The sequence below is a fragment of the Streptomyces achromogenes genome (genome assembly GCF_030816715.1).
Taxonomy (GTDB): Bacteria; Actinomycetota; Actinomycetes; order Streptomycetales; family Streptomycetaceae; genus Streptomyces; species Streptomyces achromogenes_A.
Window position 1 is genome coordinate 1,753,837 of sequence record NZ_JAUSYH010000001.1, and the last position, 18,451, is coordinate 1,772,287.

At 71.9% G+C, this 18,451-nt stretch carries 15 protein-coding genes; 1 reads left to right on the top strand and 14 read right to left on the bottom strand.

The annotated features are described in order from the left end of the window. Positions 1 to 111: 111 nt before the first annotated feature. A complete protein-coding gene (fmt, locus tag QF032_RS07925) occupies positions 112 to 1,044 on the bottom strand; it encodes a methionyl-tRNA formyltransferase (protein WP_307041123.1) in 933 nt (310 codons plus the stop codon). A gap of 220 nt (positions 1,045 to 1,264) precedes the next feature. Here fmt and QF032_RS07930 point away from each other — a divergent pair, with 220 nt between their 5' ends. Then, the gene (locus QF032_RS07930; protein WP_307041125.1) at positions 1,265 to 1,813 is read left to right on the top strand and encodes a hypothetical protein; all 549 of its coding nucleotides are present in this window, start codon (positions 1,265 to 1,267) and stop codon (positions 1,811 to 1,813) included. A gap of 357 nt (positions 1,814 to 2,170) precedes the next feature. Here QF032_RS07930 and QF032_RS07935 read toward each other — a convergent pair whose 3' ends face one another. The 13 genes from QF032_RS07935 to QF032_RS07995 form a co-directional block, all read right to left on the bottom strand. Beyond that, positions 2,171 to 4,360, bottom strand: a complete 2,190-nt coding sequence (locus tag QF032_RS07935; RefSeq protein WP_307055558.1) for a primosomal protein N' — start codon at positions 4,358 to 4,360, stop codon at positions 2,171 to 2,173. 297 nt (positions 4,361 to 4,657) lie between these two features. Beyond that, a complete protein-coding gene (gene metK, locus QF032_RS07940; RefSeq protein ID WP_307041129.1) occupies positions 4,658 to 5,881 on the bottom strand; it encodes a methionine adenosyltransferase in 1,224 nt (407 codons plus the stop codon). 239 nt (positions 5,882 to 6,120) lie between these two features. Beyond that, positions 6,121 to 7,323 (bottom strand): bifunctional phosphopantothenoylcysteine decarboxylase/phosphopantothenate--cysteine ligase CoaBC, encoded by a 1,203-nt coding sequence (gene coaBC / locus QF032_RS07945; protein WP_307041130.1) that lies wholly within the window; start codon positions 7,321 to 7,323, stop codon positions 6,121 to 6,123. A gap of 122 nt (positions 7,324 to 7,445) precedes the next feature. Then, the gene (gene rpoZ / locus QF032_RS07950; protein WP_003988945.1) at positions 7,446 to 7,718 is read right to left on the bottom strand and encodes a DNA-directed RNA polymerase subunit omega; all 273 of its coding nucleotides are present in this window, start codon (positions 7,716 to 7,718) and stop codon (positions 7,446 to 7,448) included. A gap of 52 nt (positions 7,719 to 7,770) precedes the next feature. Beyond that, on the bottom strand, positions 7,771 to 8,364 hold the full coding sequence (gmk, locus tag QF032_RS07955) for a guanylate kinase (protein WP_307041132.1): 594 nt from the start codon (positions 8,362 to 8,364) through the stop codon (positions 7,771 to 7,773). A 60-nt stretch (positions 8,365 to 8,424) separates the two neighbouring features. Further along, on the bottom strand, positions 8,425 to 8,748 hold the full coding sequence (locus QF032_RS07960; protein WP_003977346.1) for an integration host factor: 324 nt from the start codon (positions 8,746 to 8,748) through the stop codon (positions 8,425 to 8,427). 301 nt (positions 8,749 to 9,049) lie between these two features. Next, the gene (pyrF, locus tag QF032_RS07965; protein WP_307041134.1) at positions 9,050 to 9,892 is read right to left on the bottom strand and encodes an orotidine-5'-phosphate decarboxylase; all 843 of its coding nucleotides are present in this window, start codon (positions 9,890 to 9,892) and stop codon (positions 9,050 to 9,052) included. Next, positions 9,889 to 10,995, bottom strand: a complete 1,107-nt coding sequence (locus QF032_RS07970; protein WP_307055560.1) for a quinone-dependent dihydroorotate dehydrogenase — start codon at positions 10,993 to 10,995, stop codon at positions 9,889 to 9,891. The genes pyrF and QF032_RS07970 overlap by 4 nt, the downstream gene beginning before the upstream one ends. A gap of 126 nt (positions 10,996 to 11,121) precedes the next feature. Then, positions 11,122 to 14,430, bottom strand: a complete 3,309-nt coding sequence (carB, locus tag QF032_RS07975; RefSeq protein ID WP_306953957.1) for a carbamoyl-phosphate synthase large subunit — start codon at positions 14,428 to 14,430, stop codon at positions 11,122 to 11,124. Further along, positions 14,423 to 15,565, bottom strand: a complete 1,143-nt coding sequence (carA, locus tag QF032_RS07980; protein ID WP_306953955.1) for a glutamine-hydrolyzing carbamoyl-phosphate synthase small subunit — start codon at positions 15,563 to 15,565, stop codon at positions 14,423 to 14,425. Before carA ends, carB begins: the two co-directional genes overlap by 8 nt. Then, positions 15,562 to 16,179 (bottom strand): PH-like domain-containing protein, encoded by a 618-nt coding sequence (locus tag QF032_RS07985; protein WP_307055562.1) that lies wholly within the window; start codon positions 16,177 to 16,179, stop codon positions 15,562 to 15,564. The genes carA and QF032_RS07985 overlap by 4 nt, the downstream gene beginning before the upstream one ends. Continuing rightward, positions 16,176 to 17,462: a dihydroorotase gene (locus QF032_RS07990; protein WP_306953953.1), complete on the bottom strand. Its 1,287-nt coding sequence runs from the start codon at positions 17,460 to 17,462 to the stop codon at positions 16,176 to 16,178. The genes QF032_RS07985 and QF032_RS07990 overlap by 4 nt, the downstream gene beginning before the upstream one ends. A 4-nt stretch (positions 17,463 to 17,466) precedes the next feature. Next, positions 17,467 to 18,447: an aspartate carbamoyltransferase catalytic subunit gene (locus QF032_RS07995; RefSeq protein ID WP_107445001.1), complete on the bottom strand. Its 981-nt coding sequence runs from the start codon at positions 18,445 to 18,447 to the stop codon at positions 17,467 to 17,469. Positions 18,448 to 18,451: the final 4 nt, after the last annotated feature.

Below are 18,451 nucleotides of genomic sequence, written 5' to 3' on the forward strand. Positions count from 1 at the left end.
CCCGAGCCGCGCCGGGAAGGTGCGGCGGGGGAAGGCGCGCCGGGGAAGGCGCGCCGAGGGGGGGAACGGACGGCTGCAAACGGTGCGTCCAGCGTACGTCGGCGGCCGGCGCTACACCCCGACGGCCTCTTCGTCCCCGATCCGGACGCCCCGCGCCCAGTCGGCGGCCCGCATCGGCTTCTTCCCCTGCGCCTGCACCCACAGCAGCTCGACGGCGTACGAACCGGTGCCGACGTGCACGCTGTTCTTGCCGACGGCGAGCGCGCCCGCAGCGAGGTCGGTCCGCTCGGGAACGGGCCGGACCTGGATGAGCTTGAGCCGCTCGCCGCGGAAGGTGGTCCACGCCCCGGGGGCCGGGGTGCAGCCCCGCACCACGCGGTCGACCCGCAGAGCCGGCGTGGTCCAGTCGACCTGGGCGTCCTCGACGGTGATCTTCGGCGCGAGGGTGATCCCGTCGCCGGGCTGCGGCACGGCCTTCAGGGTGCCGTCCTCGATGCCGTCCATGGTCGCGGCGAGCAGGCCGCTCCCGGCGAAGGCGAGCCGGGTGAGCAGATCGCCGCTGGTGTCGGTGGGGCGGATCTCCTCCGTGACCGTCCCGTACACCGGCCCGGAGTCGAGCCCCTCCTCGATGAGGAAGGTGGAGGCGCCGGTGATCTCGTCCCCGGCCATGACGGCGTGCTGCACCGGAGCCGCGCCGCGCCAGGCGGGCAGCAGCGAGAAGTGCAGGTTGACCCATCCCCGCGCCGGGATGTCCAGCGCCGCCCGGGGCAGCAACGCCCCGTAGGCCACGACGGGACAGCAGTCGGGCGCGATCTGCCCCAACCGCTCCAGGAACTCCGGCTCCCGCGGCCTGGCGGGCTTCAGCACCTCGATGCCGGCCTCCTCGGCCCGCTGGGCCACGGGCGAGGCGACCAGCCTGCGTCCCCGCCCGGACGGCGCGTCGGGCCGCGTGACGACAGCGGCCACCTCGTGCCGCCCGGAGGCGAGGAGAGCGTCCAGGGCGGGAACGGCGACCTCGGGGGTACCGGCGAAGACCAGCTTCATGAGTGGGCGGTGCCTCTCGAAAGGACGAACGACGGGCAACGCACAAGTTTATGCCGCCCACGAAACCCCGGAACCCGCCCCCGACGGCCACCCACCCCGTCCCGACGGGGGGCGTACGCATATGCCCATACGCCCCCACACCGTGACCAGCGGAGCGCACCCGCGTTGGTCAAGAAAGAGTTGACACACCTTCTTCAACGCCGGTTCGAGAGGCTTGTTCATGGCCGACCATGCAACCCACGACGCCCAGGCCCGGGCCAGCCTGCACTTGCTGGTGCGGGACATCGAGCGCGTCCGCCGGCAGGTGGACGCACTGCGCACCCTCACCGCGCAGCTGGGCAACGTCTACCGCCCCCGCCGCTCCGGCCCCTCCACGGGGTTCGTCGTCTACGGACGCGCCCCCGCCCCGACGGTCCGCCTCGCCCAGGAACTGCGGGACAGCGTCGAGACCCTGGTGACCGCGGCGGTGGACTTCGACCGTTCGCTGGGTTTCTCGTGGGACGCGGTGGGCTCCGCGCTCGGGGTCACCAAGCAGGCGGTGCACCGTCGGTACGGCGCCCGCCGCGCTGCCGCCGCCCAGGCGGCCACCGCCGAGACGGAGCGGCCGACGGAGCCGGCCGGCGCGCGCACGGTCAGCGTGACCACGAGCATCCCCACCGTTCCCACGGTCCCGGCCGCCCGCTCGATGCCGACCCAGCCGACGGCGGGCAGCCCGTCCCTGCGCGACGAGGTGAGACCGACCGCCTTCCCCGGCCCCCGCAACGGCTGACGCGACCACCGCACCTCCCCCTCCCACCTGCCCTCTCGGGCCCCCTCCGAGAGGGCAGTCGCACACCGCCCCACCGGTCCCCATACCGCCGCCACCGGCCCCGGGCCACCCCGCCGCCCCTGCCACGCCGCGCGCCGGTCCCGGGCACGCCACCCTCCCGCGCCGCGCCGTCGCCGGTCCCGGGCACACCGCCATCCCCCGCCGCCCCGTCGCCGCCTCGGCTCCACCGCCGTCAGGACCACTGCCCCGGCCCACCGGCCACGCGGCCGCGGCCCGCCCACTCCGGGCCTCACGCACTTCCTCGGGTCTCCTTGTGCTTCTCCTCGGTCTCGGCCTCGGGCTCGTCCTCGCTCTGCCTCACCCGATGTCCGGCGGATCGATCCGCACCCGGACGGCTTCCTCCGCGCCCCGCCCGGAACGCCCCGCCCCGCTCGTCCGGGCCATCCGCGCCGCCTGCGCCGTCTTCAGCGCGGCGGCCAGTGCGGCTCCGCTCCCCGGCGGCACCCGGATCAACGCCCGCTCCCACTGCTCCCCCGGCGGCGGCGCCCCCGGACGGCGGGGCCGCCCGGCAGGCTCGGCCGGAACCGGGACCGGCCCCAGCACCTCCGCCTCGCCGGGCAGGTCGACGGCGGCGAGGAACCCGGTGACCGCCTCCGCCGTCCCCGACACCGCCGCCATCCGCGACACCGGCGGAAAACCCAGCTCGGCCCGCTCGGCGAGCTCCCGCACCGCGTGTCCCACGGGATCCCAGCGCACCAGTGCCTGCACCGGACGCAACGTCGGCTCGGCGACCACGACCACCGTCCCCCCGTCGCCCTGCGGCCGGACCAGGGCGGCGGCGGCGACCCAGCGACGCAACGCGTCCTCCCCTGCCCGCAGGTCGGGCCGGCCCAGCATCGCCCAGCCGTCCAGCAGCAGGGCCGCCGCGTACCCGCCCTCGGCAACCGGCTCGGCGCCCGGCGTGGACACCACGAGAGCGGGCGCCCCCGGCACGGTGTCCAGTACGTGCTCACGCCCCGACGTGCGCACCGCGACGGCGGGGAACGCCCGCCCCAGCTCCTCCGCCGTCCGCCGTGCGCCCACGACCTGAGCCCGAAGCCGGAACGAGCCGCACTCGGGACAGTGCCAGGCCCCCTCCTCACGCCCGCACCAGCCGCACCACAGCGCGCCGCCCGCGCCGCCGCCCCGCGCCTCGAGCGGTCCGGAACAGTGCCGGCACCGGGCGGCGGCCCGGCACTGCGCACAGGCCATCCGCGGCACGTACCCGCGCCGGGGCACCTGCACGAGCACCGGACCGTTCTTCAGCCCCTCCCGGACCGCCTGCCAGGCGAGGGTCGGCAGCCGGGCTGCCCGGGCCGCCTCGTCCCGGGCGAGATCCTGGTCGCCCACGGTCCGCACCAGCGGGACGGTGCGCCGCACCTGCTCCCGCGGGGCGACCAACGGCCGGGCCCACCCGCTCTCGACCAGCTGGGCGCCTTCCACGGTGCAGCTCCAGCCGCCCATCAGAAACCCGCACCTGTCCTGAGCCGCTCGCAGCAGGAGCACCTCCCGCGCGTGGGGTTGCGGCGCGTGCAGCTCGCTGTGGCTGTCGTCCCCGTCGTCCCACAGGGCGAGCAGTCCGAGGTCCTGGACCGGCGCGAACATCGCGGCGCGGGTCCCGACGACCGCCCGCACGGACCCGCGCCGCACGGCGAGCCACTCCCGGTACCGCTTCTCGGGGCCGGCGTCCGCGGTGAGCAGGGCGTGCCGCCCCTCCCCGAGCGAGGCCGTCAGTGCGGCGTCGACCCGGGCGGCGGCCCGTCCGTCGGGGACGACGACCAGCGCTCCGCGTCCCGAGGCGAGTGTCGCGGCGACCGCCCGCGCCAGCTCCTCGCTCCACTCGGGCCCGGGCAGCGCGTTCCACACCGCGCGCGGCGCGCCGCCGGACGCCAGGGACTCGAGAAACGCGCCGCCTCGCTCGTACCGGTCCCAGGAACCGGGCGTCGGCGGGGCGGGCGGCGGCAACGGCACGGGCGAGGGCCGCTGTTCGGCACGGGCGTTGCGCGGCGGCACGGCGAGCTGCAACACGTCGGCCAGGCTGCCGGCGTACCGGTCGGCCACGGCACGAGCCAGCCCCAGCAGTTCCTGGCTCAGCACCCGTTCGGGCGACACCACCTGGGCGAGCGCCGCGAGCGGCCCGGAGTAGTCGGACGCGGCGCGCCGCTCGACGAGGAAGCCGTCGATGAGGCCTCCGCCCTCGCGGCGGCCCTCCCGCACCCGCCCGCGTCCCGCTCCGAAGCGGACCCGCACCCGCACCCCCGGCTGAGCGTCGGCGTCGAGCTCGGCCGGCACCGCGTAGTCGAAGTACCGGTCCAGATGCAGCACGCCCTTGTCGACGAGCACCCGCGCGACCGGCAACTCCTCGGCCAGCGCGGCTCCCCGCCAGGTCCGGGGCTTGGCCCGCGGCGCCTTGGCCTGCCGGACGCTCTCCCGGATCAGCGCGAGCTGCTCCGGCGGCGCGCCCTCCCCGGCCGCACCACCGCCCCCCTGCCCGTTCTCGCTGCTCACACCTGCATTCTTACCAAACCCCACTGACAGCGGAGGGCGCCCCGAAGGCGCCCCCAAGTAGTCCTCCCGAGATCAGGCCGGCCGCGGCAGGGGTCCTGCCCGGTTTCACCGCACGCCCAAAGGCGCGCTCCACCGAAGTAGCCGCGGTCTTCGCACCGGAAGATCACCAGCCTAGGGAGATCACGCGCCCTGCCGCGAGCCGTTTCTCCGCCCTGGCCGCCCTCTCCCGGGACGCGTCGAGGCCCGGCGCTCCAGGGGAGAGCCGGGCCTCGAGGAGTCGCTGACGCGACCGGCTGCTTACAGGCCGGCGGCCTCGCGCAGCGCGTCCACGCGGTCCGTGCGCTCCCACGTGAAGTCGGGCAGCTCGCGGCCGAAGTGACCGTACGCGGCGGTCTGGGCGTAGATCGGCCGCAGCAGGTCGAGATCGCGGATGATCGCGGCCGGGCGGAGGTCGAAGACGTCGTCGATGGCCTTCTCGATCTTCTCGACGTCGACCTTGGCGGTGCCGAAGGTCTCGACGAACAGACCGACCGGCTCGGCCTTGCCGATCGCGTACGCGACCTGGACCTCGCAGCGGGCCGCCAGACCCGCCGCCACCACGTTCTTCGCCACCCAGCGCATCGCGTACGCGGCCGAGCGGTCGACCTTGGAGGGGTCCTTGCCCGAGAACGCGCCGCCGCCGTGCCGGGCGAAGCCGCCGTAGGTGTCGATGATGATCTTGCGGCCGGTGAGGCCGGCGTCGCCCATCGGACCGCCGATCTCGAAGCGGCCGGTCGGGTTCACCAGCAGGCGGTAGTTGTCGGTGTCGAGCTTGATGCCCTCGTCCAGGAGCGCCTTCAGCTCCGGCTCCACGACGAACTCGCGGATGTCGGGGGCCAGCAGCGAGTCCAGGTCGATGTCGGACGCGTGCTGCGAGGAGACGACGACGGTGTCCAGCCGGACCGCCTTGTCCCCGTCGTACTCGATGGTGACCTGGGTCTTGCCGTCCGGGCGCAGGTAGGGGATGGTCCCGTTCTTGCGGACGTCCGACAGGCGCTTCGACAGCCGGTGCGCCAGGAAGATCGGCAGCGGCATCAGCGTCGGCGTCTCGTCGGAGGCGTAGCCGAACATCAGGCCCTGGTCACCGGCCCCCTGCCGGTCCAGCTCGTCCCCTTCCTCACCTGCGGCGGACCCCTCGACCCGGGCCTCGTACGCCGTGTCGACGCCCTGGGCGATGTCCGCGGACTGCGCGCCGATGGACACCGAGACGCCGCAGGAGGCGCCGTCGAAGCCCTTCTTGGAGGAGTCGTAGCCGATCTCGAGGATCTTGTCGCGCACCAGCTGGGGGATCGGCGCGTAGGCCTTGGTAGTGACCTCGCCGGCCACGTGCACCAGACCGGTCGTGATCAGGGTCTCGACGGCGACCCGGGAGGCCGGGTCCTCACGCAGCAGGGCGTCGAGGATGGTGTCGCTGATCTGGTCAGCGATCTTGTCGGGGTGACCCTCGGTCACAGACTCCGAAGTGAACAGGCGACGGGACACAACGCTCCCTGGGGTTGCAGCGGCTGCTGGCTGATCATTGGCGGACGCGACAGGAGCTGCGCCCGGCGTCGTCCGAGAACAGTTTATCGGTCGTGCCCCGCCACCGGCCCACCCGTCTCGCCTCTCGGGAGCGCTGTGACCTGCGGCACGGGCATTCTGCCGAATGCCCGCCACCCTTGGCCAGGGGACGCGGACCCGAATCCGGCCGGGACCGGCGTGCTCGCGGGCGGGCCGGACGGTCAGCTCAGACGCTGTGCCACCAGGTCCCACACGATGTCGGCCAAGGCCTCCTTCGGACCATGGGCCACGGGGGTTTCGCTGCCGTCGGCCCCCAGCACGACGGCCTCGTTCTCCTCGGAGCCGAAGGTCCTGCGCTCCCCCACCTCGTTCACCACTAGCAGGTCGCAGCCCTTGCGCCGCAGTTTCGTCCGGCCGTTCGCCAGGACGTCGTCGGTCTCGGCGGCGAAGCCGACAACCACCTGGTTGGGGCGCGCCCGGTCGGCGGACAGCTCCGCGAGGATGTCCGGATTTCGCACCAGGACGACGGGGGCGGGCTCCTCGCCGTCCTTCTTCTTGATCTTGCCGGCCGCGTAGGTCTGCGGCCGGAAGTCGGCCACAGCTGCGGCCATGACGACCGCGTCGGCGTCGGCCGCGGCCTTGAGGACCGCCTCCCGCAGCTGCACGGCCGTACCCACGGGGACCACGTCGACCCCCGCGGGATCGGGCAGACCGGCGTTGGCCGCTATGAGCGTGACGCGGGCGCCGCGGGCGGCGGCGGTGCGGGCCAGGGCGTACCCCTGCTTGCCGGAGGAGCGGTTGCCGAGGAAGCGGACCGGGTCGAGGGGCTCGCGGGTGCCGCCGGCGCTGATCACCACGTGCCGGCCGGTCAGATCGGGCTCCCGGACGCCTCGGGCCAGCACCCGGCGGCAGACCTCGAAGATCTCGGCCGGGTCGGGCAGCCGGCCCTTGCCGGTGTCGACGCCGGTGAGGCGCCCGACGGCCGGCTCGATCACGAGGGCGCCCCGGCGGCGCAGTGTCGCCACGTTCTCCTGGGTGGCCGGGTGTTCCCACATCTCGGTGTGCATCGCGGGGGCGAAGACGACCGGACAGCGGGCGGTGAGGAGGGTGTTGGTGAGGAGGTCGTCGGCGAGGCCGTGGGCGGCCTTGGCGAGCATGTCCGCCGTGGCGGGGGCGACGACCACCAGGTCGGCGTGCTGGCCGATGCGGACGTGCGGGACCTCGTGGACGTCCTCCCACACCTCCGTGGAGACGGGGTGGCCGGAGAGGGCGGACCAGGTGGCGGCGCCGACGAAGTGCAGCGCGGAGGCGGTGGGCACGACACGCACGTCATGGCCCGACTCCGTCAGTCTGCGCAGCAGCTCGCAGGCCTTGTAGGCGGCGATGCCGCCGCTGACCCCCAGAACGACCTTCGGCTTGTCCACCGTTTCTCCCCGGACCTCGGCGCGGGTACGCCGCGGCTCCCGGCGTACGGGTCCATCACACACCACAGGCCCGGCAGTCGCGCTGCCGGGCCTGTGGAAAAACCCACGGTGAGCCGAAAATACTACTGCGCGGGGCCCTCGACGGCCTCGGACGTCAGCAGACCGGCGTTGATCTCGCGGAGGGCGATCGACAGCGGCTTCTCGTGGACGTGGGTGTCGACGAGCGGACCGACGTACTCGAGGAGGCCCTCGCCGAGCTGCGAGTAGTACGCGTTGATCTGGCGGGCCCGCTTGGCCGCGTAGATCACGAGGCTGTACTTCGAGTCGGTTGCCTCGAGGAGCTCGTCGATCGGCGGGTTGATGATGCCCTCGGGCGCGGAGATGGAAGAGGACACGCTCTACCTTCCGATGGATGGGAAAAAATAGGTCATGATCACAGATTCGTGATCACACAACATCCATCAAGGCTAGCAGCTCGCGCGCCACGTCCTCGACGGAGGTGTTGACCAGGGTCACGTCGAACTCCGGCTCGGCCGCGAGTTCGATCTTCGCCGCCTCCAGGCGGCGCTCGATCACCTCGGGCGGTTCGGTACCCCGCCCGGTGAGCCTGCGCACCAGCTCGTCCCACGAGGGAGGGGCCAGGAACACCAGCCGGGCCTCCGACATGGACTCGCGGACCTGACGGGCGCCCTGGAGGTCGATCTCCAGGAGCACCGGCTCGCCCGACTCCAGGCGCTCCAGCACGGCGGCGCGCGGAGTTCCGTAGCGGTTGCCGGCGAACTCGGCCCACTCCAGCAGCTCGCCGTTGGCGATCAGCTTGTCCATCTCGTCGTCGGTGACGAAGAAATAGTGGACGCCGTGCCGTTCGCCGGGCCGGGGCTTACGGGTCGTCGCCGACACCGAGAGCCAGACCTCGGGATGTTTTTTGCGCATATGAGCGACGACCGTGCTCTTGCCGACCCCGGAGGGGCCGGAGAGCACGGTCAGCCGCGGACGTGCGTCCGGGGGTTCGGGGGTCGTCCCCCGGAGGTTTACTGCCATGCAGCGATTATTCCAGCAATCCCGGAGTGCCCGGGACTCCCTTCCGGCAGGACCCGGGGATCAGGAGCCGGTGCTGCCGAACTCACGCTCCAGGGAAGCGATCTGGTTGGAGCCGAGGCCGCGCACGCGGCGACTCTCGGAGATGCCGAGCCGCTCCATGATCTGCTTGGCGCGGACTTTGCCCACGCCCGGGAGCGACTCCAGGAGGGCGGAGACCTTCATCTTGCCGATGACGTCGTTTTCCTGACCCTGCTTGATGACCTCGTGAAGGGAGGCGCCGGAGTGCTTCAGTCGATTCTTGACCTCGGCCCGCTCCCGGCGAGCCGCGGCGGCCTTTTCGAGCGCGGCTGCGCGCTGTTCGGGGGTAAGGGGCGGAAGAGCCACGCCTACGTCACCTCGGATGTCGAACTGTCGGATACGGACCGGTGAGGAACCTAGTGGCCCCACACCTGGTGAGATACGAGCAACACGCGCTGCCCGTTCACTCTCCGTCGGAGACTAGCGGCCAACTCCGCCAGAGTCAGCGAGAACAGAGGAAAAGTCCTGGTCAGCCTCCGCAGGGCCGGACATTTGAGACATACTGCCCTGGATTTGAGGATGTATCCAGGCTCAAGTCGCCCCGGAGCCGCCCCACCGAACCCCCGGTCGGGCGGCCGGCGCGCCCCGGGCGGCGGTCGGAGGACGGTCAGGCGGCGCTCACGGCGGTCCGGACCTCGTACGCGAACCGCTCCACCTCGTCACGCAGAGCGACGACGTCGGGACCGTGCCGCAGGACGCCCCGGCTCACGTTCGGGACGACGTTGCGCACCGCGGACCCGAAGACCCGGGGAAGATCGGCCGGCGTCGCCCCCTGGGCGCCGACGCCGGGCGCGAGAAGCGGGCCGTTGATGTCCAGGTCGTACGTCGAGAGGTCGCCCAGCGTCGCCCCGACGACCGCGCCGAAGGAACCCAGGGGCTCCTCCCCCACGTTCTCGGCGGCCAGGTGCGCCAGCATCGTCGCGCCCACGTCGCGTCCGTCGGCCCGCACCGCGTGCTGGACCTCGCGGCCCTCCGGGTTGGAGGTCAGCGCCAGCACGAACAGTCCGGCGCCGCTCTCCCGGGCCAGCGCGACCGCCGGCGAGAGCGATCCGTAGCCGAGGTAGGGGGAGACGGTGAGAGCGTCGGAGAACAGCGGAGCGTCCTTGTGCAGGAACGACTCGGCGTAGGCGGCCATGGTCGAGCCGATGTCGCCGCGCTTGGCGTCCATGACGACCAGGGCGCCCGCCGCCCGCGCCTCCCGCACCGTCGTCTCCAGGACGGCCACCCCGCGCGAGCCGAACCGCTCGAAGAAGGCGCTCTGCGGCTTCAGCAGGGCGACCCGGTCGGCCGTCGCCTCGACGACCGTGCGGCTGAACCGCTCCAGACCGGCGACGTCGTCGTTCAGACCCCACTCGGCGAGCAGGGAGGCGTGCGGGTCGATGCCGACGCACAGCGGACCGCGCTCGTCCATCGCCCGCCGCAGGCGCGCGCCGAAGGGCTCCATGATCATGCCGTCTTCCTCACGTCGGCGCCGACCGCGTCGGCGAGTGTGGCGTAAGGGCTCGTCCGCAGGCGGGCGGCGAGGCCCTTGTGGATGGCCCGGCCCCAGAAGGGCCCCTCGTAGACGAAGGCGCTGTACCCCTGTACCAGGGTCGCGCCGGCCAGGATGCGCTGCCAGGCGTCCTCGGCGTTCTCCACGCCGCCGACGCCGACCAGGATCACGCGGTCGCCCACGCGCGCGTAGAGACGACGCAGCACCTCCAGGGAGCGCGCCTTGAGGGGCGCTCCGGACAGGCCGCCGGTCTCCTTCACCAGGGAGGGCTCCGACGTCAGGCCGAGGCCCTCGCGGGCGATGGTGGTGTTCGTGGCGATGATCCCGTCCAGACCGAGCTCCACGGCGAGGTCGGCGACCGCGTCGACGTCCTCGTCGGCGAGGTCCGGGGCGATCTTCACCAGCAGCGGGACACGGCGCGTGGCGACCGCACGGTCGGCGGCCGCGCGCACGGCGCTCAGCAGCGGCCGCAGCGCCTCGGTGGCCTGGAGGTTCCGCAGGCCCGGCGTGTTAGGCGAGGACACGTTGACGACCAGGTAGTCCGCGTACGGCGCGAGCCGCTCGGCCGACTTCACGTAGTCGGCGACGGCCTCCTCCTCCGGTACGACCTTGGTCTTGCCGATGTTGACGCCGACGACGGGCTTGAAAACGGGCGTACGGGAGGCCAGGCGCGCGGCTACGGCCAGCGAGCCGTCGTTGTTGAAGCCCATCCGGTTGATGAGCCCGCGGTCCCGCACGAGCCGGAACAGTCGCTTCCTGGGATTGCCGGTCTGGGCCTCGCCGGTGACCGTGCCGATCTCGACGTGGTCGAAGCCCAGCATCGACATCCCGTCGATCGCGACGGCGTTCTTGTCGAAGCCGGCCGCGAGCCCGAACGGGCCGTGCATGCGCAGCCCGAAGGCCTCCGTGCGCAGCTCCCGGTAGCGGGGCGCCAGCGCCGCCGCGAGGAACGTGCGCAGCACCGGCACGCGGGCGGCGAGGCGGATCCAGCGGAAGGCCAGGTGGTGGGCGTTCTCGGGGTCCATCCGGGTGAAGACCAGACGGAAGAAGAGCTTGTACATGTCTCAGGTGTCCTTCGGAGAGCCTCATGAGCCCCGTGGAGCGCGGGCCTCGTGCAGAGGGATCCTCATGAAGAGGGGGCCTCATGAAGAGGGGGACACCGTTTCCGGTGTCCCCCTCTTCAGGTGCTAGTCGCGAGCCGCGGTCAGGTGTTCCGCGTGTTCCTGGAGCGAGCGGACTCCCACGTCCCCGCGGTTGAGGGCGTCGATGCCCTGGACGGCGGCGGCGAGTGCCTGCACCGTCGTCAGGCACGGCACGGACCGCGCCACGGCCGCCGTACGGATCTCGTAGCCGTCGAGCCGGCCGCCGGTGCCGTACGGGGTGTTCACGATGAGGTCGACGTCGCCGTCGTGGATGTACTGGACGATCGTCTTCTCGCCGTTGGGGCCGGTGCCCTCGGACTGCTTGCGCACCACCGTGGCGTTGATGCCGTTGCGCTTGAGGACCTCGGCCGTGCCGGAGGTGGCGAGCAGTTCGAAGCCGTGGGCGACCAGTTCGCGCGCGGGGAAGATCATCGAGCGCTTGTCCCGGTTGGCGACCGAGATGAACGCGCGGCCCTTGGTGGGCAGCGGGCCGTACGCGGCCGCCTGGGACTTGGCGTACGCCGTGCCGAAGACGGAGTCGATGCCCATGACCTCGCCGGTGGAGCGCATCTCCGGGCCGAGGACGGTGTCGACGCCGCGCCCTGAGGTGTCCCGGAACCGGCTCCACGGCATCACGGCCTCCTTGACGGAGATCGGCGCGTCCAGGGGCAGCTCGCCGCCGTCGCCGGTCGCCGGGAGCAGTCCCTCGGCGCGCAGTTCGGCGATGGTCGCGCCGAGCGAGATCCGGGCGGCGGCCTTCGCCAGCGGTACCGCGGTCGCCTTCGAGGTGAAGGGGACGGTGCGGGACGCGCGCGGGTTGGCCTCGAGGACGTAGAGGATGTCGCCGGCCATCGCGAACTGGATGTTGATCAGTCCGCGCACGCCGACGCCCTTGGCGATCGCCTCGGTGGAGGCGCGCAGCCGCTTGATGTCGAAGCCGCCCAGGGTGATGGGGGGCAGGGCGCACGCCGAGTCGCCGGAGTGGATGCCGGCCTCCTCGATGTGCTCCATCACGCCGCCGAGGTACAGCTCGTCGCCGTCGTAGAGCGCGTCGACGTCGATCTCGATGGCGTCGTCGAGGAAGCGGTCGACGAGTACCGGCCGGGTGGGGCTGATCTCGGTCGACTCGGCGATGTAGGAGGCCAGCCGGGTCTCGTCGTAGACGATCTCCATGCCGCGGCCGCCGAGCACGTACGACGGCCGCACGAGGACCGGGTAGCCGATCTCGTCGGCGATGGCCTTGGCCCCGGTGAAGGTGGTGGCGGTGCCGTGCTTGGGAGCCGGGAGACCGGCCTCGGCGAGCACGCGTCCGAAGGCGCCCCGGTCCTCGGCCGCGTGGATGGCCTCCGGGGGCGTGCCGACGATCGGCACGCCGTTGTCCTTGAGGGCCTGGGCCAGGCCCAGCGGGGTCTGGCCGCCGAGCTGCACGACGACGCCGGCGATCGGCCCGGCCTGCGCCTCCGCGTGGACGATCTCCAGCACGTCCTCGAGCGTCAACGGCTCGAAGTACAGGCGGTCGGAGGTGTCGTAGTCGGTGGAGACGGTCTCCGGGTTGCAGTTGACCATCACCGTCTCGTACCCGGCGTCCGACAGCGCGAAGGAGGCGTGGACACAGGAGTAGTCGAACTCGATGCCCTGGCCGATGCGGTTCGGGCCGGAGCCCAGGATGATGACCGCGGGCTTCTCGCGGGGTGCGACCTCGTTCTCCTCGTCATAGGAGGAGTAGAAGTACGGGGTCTTCGCGGCGAACTCGGCGGCGCAGGTGTCTACCGTCTTGTAGACGGGGCGGACGCCCAGGGCGTGCCGGACCTCGCGCACGACGTCCTCGCGCAGCCCGCGGATCTCGGCGATCTGCTGGTCGGAGAAGCCGTGCCGCTTGGCCTCGGAGAGCAGGCCGGCGTTCAGGCGGTCGGCTGCGGCCAGCTCGTCGGCGATCTCCTTGATGAGGAAGAGCTGGTCGACGAACCAGGGGTCGATCTTCGTGAACTCGAAGACCTCCTCGGGGGTCGCGCCCGCGCGGATGGCCTGCATGACGGTGTTGATCCGGCCGTCGGTGGGCCGGACGGACTCCCGCAGCAGCTCGTCCTTGTCGCCGGGCTCTCCGACGAAGGTGAACTGGCTGCCCTTCTTCTCCAGTGAGCGCAGCGCCTTCTGGAAGGCCTCGGTGAAGTTGCGGCCGATGGCCATGGCCTCGCCGACCGACTTCATGGTCGTGGTGAGGGTGGAGTCGGCGGACGGGAACTTCTCGAAGGCGAAACGCGGGGCCTTGACGACCACGTAGTCGAGCGTCGGCTCGAAGGAGGCCGGGGTCTCCTGCGTGATGTCGTTGGGGATCTCGTCGAGGGTGTAACCGACGGCGAGCTTGGCCGCGATCTTGGCGATCGGGAACCCGGTAGCCTTCGAGGCCAGGGCCGACGAGCGCGACACGCGCGGGTTCATCTCGATGACGATGACGCGGCCGTCCTCGGGGTTCACCGCGAACTGGATGTTGCAGCCACCGGTGTCCACGCCGACCTCGCGGATGATCGCGATGCCGACGTCGCGCAACACCTGGTACTCGCGGTCGGTCAGGGTCATCGCGGGAGCCACGGTGATCGAGTCGCCGGTGTGGACGCCCATGGGATCGAAGTTCTCGATGGAGCAGACGACCACGACGTTGTCGTGCTTGTCGCGCATGAGCTCCAGCTCGTACTCCTTCCAGCCGAGGATGGACTCCTCCAGGAGCACCTCGGTGGTCGGCGAGAGGGTGAGGCCCTGGCCGGCGATGCGGCGCAGCTCCTCCTCGTCGTGGGCGAAGCCGGAGCCGGCGCCGCCCATGGTGAAGGAGGGGCGGACGACGACGGGGTAGCCGCCGAGCGTCTCGACGCCGGCGATGACGTCGTCCATGGAGTGGCAGATCACGGACCGGGCGGACTCGCCGTGCCCGATCTTCGCGCGGACGGCTTCGACGACGCCCTTGAAGAGGTCGCGGTCCTCGCCCTTGTTGATCGCCTCGACGTTGGCGCCGATCAGCTCGACACCGTACTTCTCCAGCACACCCTGCTCGTGCATGGAGATCGCGGTGTTCAGGGCGGTCTGGCCGCCGAGCGTCGGCAGCAGCGCGTCGGGGCGCTCCTTGGCGATGATCTTCTCGACGAACTCCGGGGTGATCGGCTCGACGTAGGTGGCGTCGGCGATCTCCGGGTCGGTCATGATCGTCGCCGGGTTGGAGTTGACCAGGATCACCCTGAGGCCCTCGGCGCGCAGGATGCGGCACGCCTGGGTGCCGGAGTAGTCGAACTCGGCGGCCTGGCCGATGACGATCGGGCCGGAGCCGATGACCAGGACGGACTGGATATCGGTGCGCTTAGGCACGCTGGCCCTCCATCAGGGATACGAAGCGGTCGAACAGGTAGGCGGCGTCGTGCGGGCCCGCCGCCGCTTCGGGGTGGTACTGGACGGAGAAGGCCGGCTGGTCGAGCAGCTGCAGCCCCTCCACGACGTCGTCGTTGAGGCAGACGTGCGAGACCTCGGCGCGGCCGAACTTCGTCTCGCTGACCTTGTCGAGCGGCGCGTCCACGGCGAAGCCGTGGTTGTGCGCGGTGACCTCGACCTTGCCGGTCGTGCGGTCCTGGACCGGCTGGTTGATGCCGCGGTGGCCGTACTTCAGCTTGTAGGTGCCGAAGCCGAGGGCGCGCCCGAGGATCTGGTTGCCGAAGCAGATGCCGAACAGCGGCGTCCTGCGCTCCAGCACCTCGGTCATGAGCGCGACGGGGCCTTCGGCGGTGGCCGGGTCGCCCGGGCCGTTGGAGAAGAACACGCCGTCGGGGTTCACGGCGTACACCTCGTCCACCGACGCCGTCGCGGGCAGCACGTGCACCTCGATGCCGCGCTCGGCCATGCGGTGCGGGGTCATGCCCTTGATGCCGAGGTCGATGGCGGCCACGGTGAAGCGCTTCTCGCCGACCGCGGGCACCACGTAGGCCACCTTGGTGGCGACCTCCTCGTACAGGCTCGCGCCCTTCATGTGCGGCTGGGCCCGCACACGCGCGAGGAGCTCGGCGTCCGGGGCGATCGCCTCGCCGGAGAAGACGCCGGCCCGCATCGAGCCGCCCTCGCGCAGGTGGCGGGTGAGGGCGCGGGTGTCGACGCCGGAGATCCCGACGATCCCCTGGGCGACGAGCTCGTCGTCGAGGGAGCGCCTGGCGCGCCAGTTGGAGGGCACGCGCGCGGGGTCGCGTACGACGTAACCGGAGACCCAGATGCGGCCGGACTCGTCGTCCTCGTCGTTCCAGCCGGTGTTGCCGATCTGCGGGGCGGTCGCGACGACGATCTGACGGTCGTACGACGGGTCGGTCAGGGTCTCCTGGTAGCCGGTCATGCCGGTGGAGAACACCGCTTCGCCGAAGGTCTCCCCCACGGCCCCGTAGGCACGACCGCGGAAGATGCGGCCGTCCTCCAGGACGAGTACGGCGGGAGCCTTGGCGGCTCCCCTGGTGGAGGTCGTCATCGTGCGCCTTCCGTCGTGTCGTTCTTGATCATTGAGTTGATGGCGTCGACCCATGCGCCGTGCTCGGCCGCGTGGTCCGAGCGGAAGCCGGAGTCGATCAGCCGGTCGCCGTGCGCCCACGTCACCACGAGCAGTCCGCCCTCGGTGAGGACCTTGCCGGCGATGCCCTTGCCGAGCAGGGCCTCGCGCAGCGCGTCGGCCGGGATGAAGAAGTCGCTCGCGCCGGGGCGTACGACGTCGAGTCCCGCGTCCGTCAGGGTGAGCTCGACCCGGCTGCGGGCGCCGAGGCCGTGCGCCACGATGCGGTCGAGCCACTGCCCGGCGGTGGTGGAGCCGTGGTAGCGGCCGCTCATGCTCAGTCTCACCGGACCGGGCTCGTCCGGCATTCCAGGCGGCGGCTCGCCGCCTCCGTCGAGGGCGGTGGTGGGAGACGGGCGGGCGGGCAGCTCGGGCAGGTCGCCCTGGAGCGTGCCGCGCCACTTCCAGCCCTCGCGCATCAGCCAGTACACGAGCGCGACGAACAGTCCGAGGCCGACCACCCAGCCGGCCCGGGCGGACCAGTCGGTCACTTGGGCCGATTCCTTCTCGGCCGCGAGCAGTAGTGCAGATGTCACGTGAGCTTCCCGTCGACGAGCGTGGCCTTGCCCCGGAGCCACGTGTGCGTGACACGGCCCGGCAGCTCACGACCCTCGTACGGGGTGTTCCGGCTGCGCGAGGCGAAGCCCGCGGGGTCCACGGACCCACGGTATTCGGTGTCGACGAGCGTGAGGTTGGCGGGCTCACCTGCCGAGACGGGGCGGCCGTGGCCCGTCGCCTGCCCGATGAGGGCGGGCCTGAACGACATCCGGCTCGCGACCCCGGCCCAGTCCAGCAGGCCCGTCTCCACCATCGTCTCCTGGACCACGGACAGCGCGGTCTCCAGGCCGACCATGCCCATGGCGGCCGCGGCCCACTCGCAGTCCTTGTCCTCGTGCGGGTGCGGGGCGTGGTCGGTGGCGACGATGTCGATCGTGCCGTCGGCGAGCGCCTCGCGCAGGGCCAGCACGTCCTTCTCGGTGCGCAGCGGCGGGTTCACCTTGTAGACCGGGTTGTACGAGCGGACCAGTTCGTCCGTGAGGAGCAGGTGGTGCGGGGTGACCTCGGCGGTGACGTCGATGCCGCGCGACTTGGCCCAGCGGACGATCTCGACCGACCCGGCGGTGGACAGGTGGCAGATGTGGACGCGGGAGCCCACGTGCTCGGCGAGCAGGACGTCCCGGGCGATGATCGACTCCTCGGCGACCGCGGGCCAGCCGCCGAGCCCCAGCTCGGCGGAGACGACGCCCTCGTTCATCTGGGCGCCCTCGGTCAGCCGCGGCTCCTGAGCGTGCTGGGCGACGACCCCGCCGAAGGCCTTCACGTACTCCAGGGCCCGGCGCATGATCACCGCGTCGTCGACGCACTTGCCGTCGTCGGAGAAGACGGTGACGCCGGCGGCGGACTCGTGCATGGCGCCCAGCTCGGCGAGCTTGCGGCCCTCGAGGCCGACGGTGACCGCGCCGATGGGCTGCACGTCGCAGTAGCCGTGCTCCTGCCCGAGCCGGTAGACCTGCTCGACCACGCCGGCGGTGTCGGCGACCGGGAAGGTGTTGGCCATGGCGAAGACGGCCGTGTAGCCGCCGGAAGCGGCCGCGCGGGTGCCCGTCAGCACTGTCTCGGAGTCCTCACGGCCCGGCTCGCGCAGATGGGTGTGCAGGTCGACCAGGCCCGGCAGCAGCACCTTGCCCGCGGCCTCGACGACCTCGGCGCCCTCGGCGCTCAGGCCCGTGCCCACCTCGGCGATCGTGGGACCGTCGATCAGGACGTCCTGCGGCTCGCCGCCGAGCACCTTCGCACCGCGGATCAGGATCTTGCTCATGTGCTTACTTCTCCTCGGTGGTACGGGCGTGGCTGACGGCGGGTTCGTTGCCGCCCAGGAGCAGGTAGAGGACGGCCATCCGGATGGACACGCCGTTGGCGACCTGCTCGACGACGGTGCAGCGCTCGGAGTCGGCGACCTCGGCGGTGATCTCCATGCCGCGGACCATCGGGCCGGGGTGCATCACGATCGCGTGCTCGGGCATCCGCGCCATCCGGTCGCCGTCGAGGCCGTACCGCCGCGAGTACTCGCGCTCCGTCGGGAAGAACGCGGCGTTCATCCGCTCGCGCTGCACGCGCAGCATCATCACCGCGTCGGACTTGGGCAGCGTGCTGTCGAGGTCGTACGACACCTCGCAGGGCCAGGTCTCGATGCCGACCGGCACGAGGGTGGGCGGGGCGACCAGGGTGACCTCGGCGCCGAGTGTGTGCAGCAGGTCGACGTTGGAGCGGGCGACCCGGCTGTGCAGCACGTCTCCGACGATCGTGATGCGCCTGCCGGAGAGGTCCTGGCCGATCCCGGCGTCCCGGCCGACCAGCCGGCGGCGCATGGTGAAGGCGTCCAGGAGGGCCTGGGTGGGGTGCTGGTGGGTGCCGTCCCCCGCGTTGACGACGACCGCGTCGATCCAGCCGGACGTGGCCAGGCGGTAGGGCGCTCCGGAGGCGCCGTGCCGGATGACGACCGCGTCGACGCCCATCGCCTCCAGGGTCTGCGCGGTGTCCTTCAGGGACTCGCCCTTGGAGACGCTCGACCCCTTGGCGGAGAAGTTGATCACGTCCGCGGAGAGGCGCTTCTCGGCGGCCTCGAAGGAGATGCGCGTGCGCGTGGAGTCCTCGAAGAAGAGGTTGACGATCGTGCGGCCGCGCAGGGTCGGCAGTTTCTTGATGGGCCGGTCGGCGACCCGGGCCATCTCCTCGGCGGTGTCGAGGATCAGGACGGCGTCGTCGCGGGTGAGGTCGGCGGCCGAGATGAGATGACGCTGCATCTGT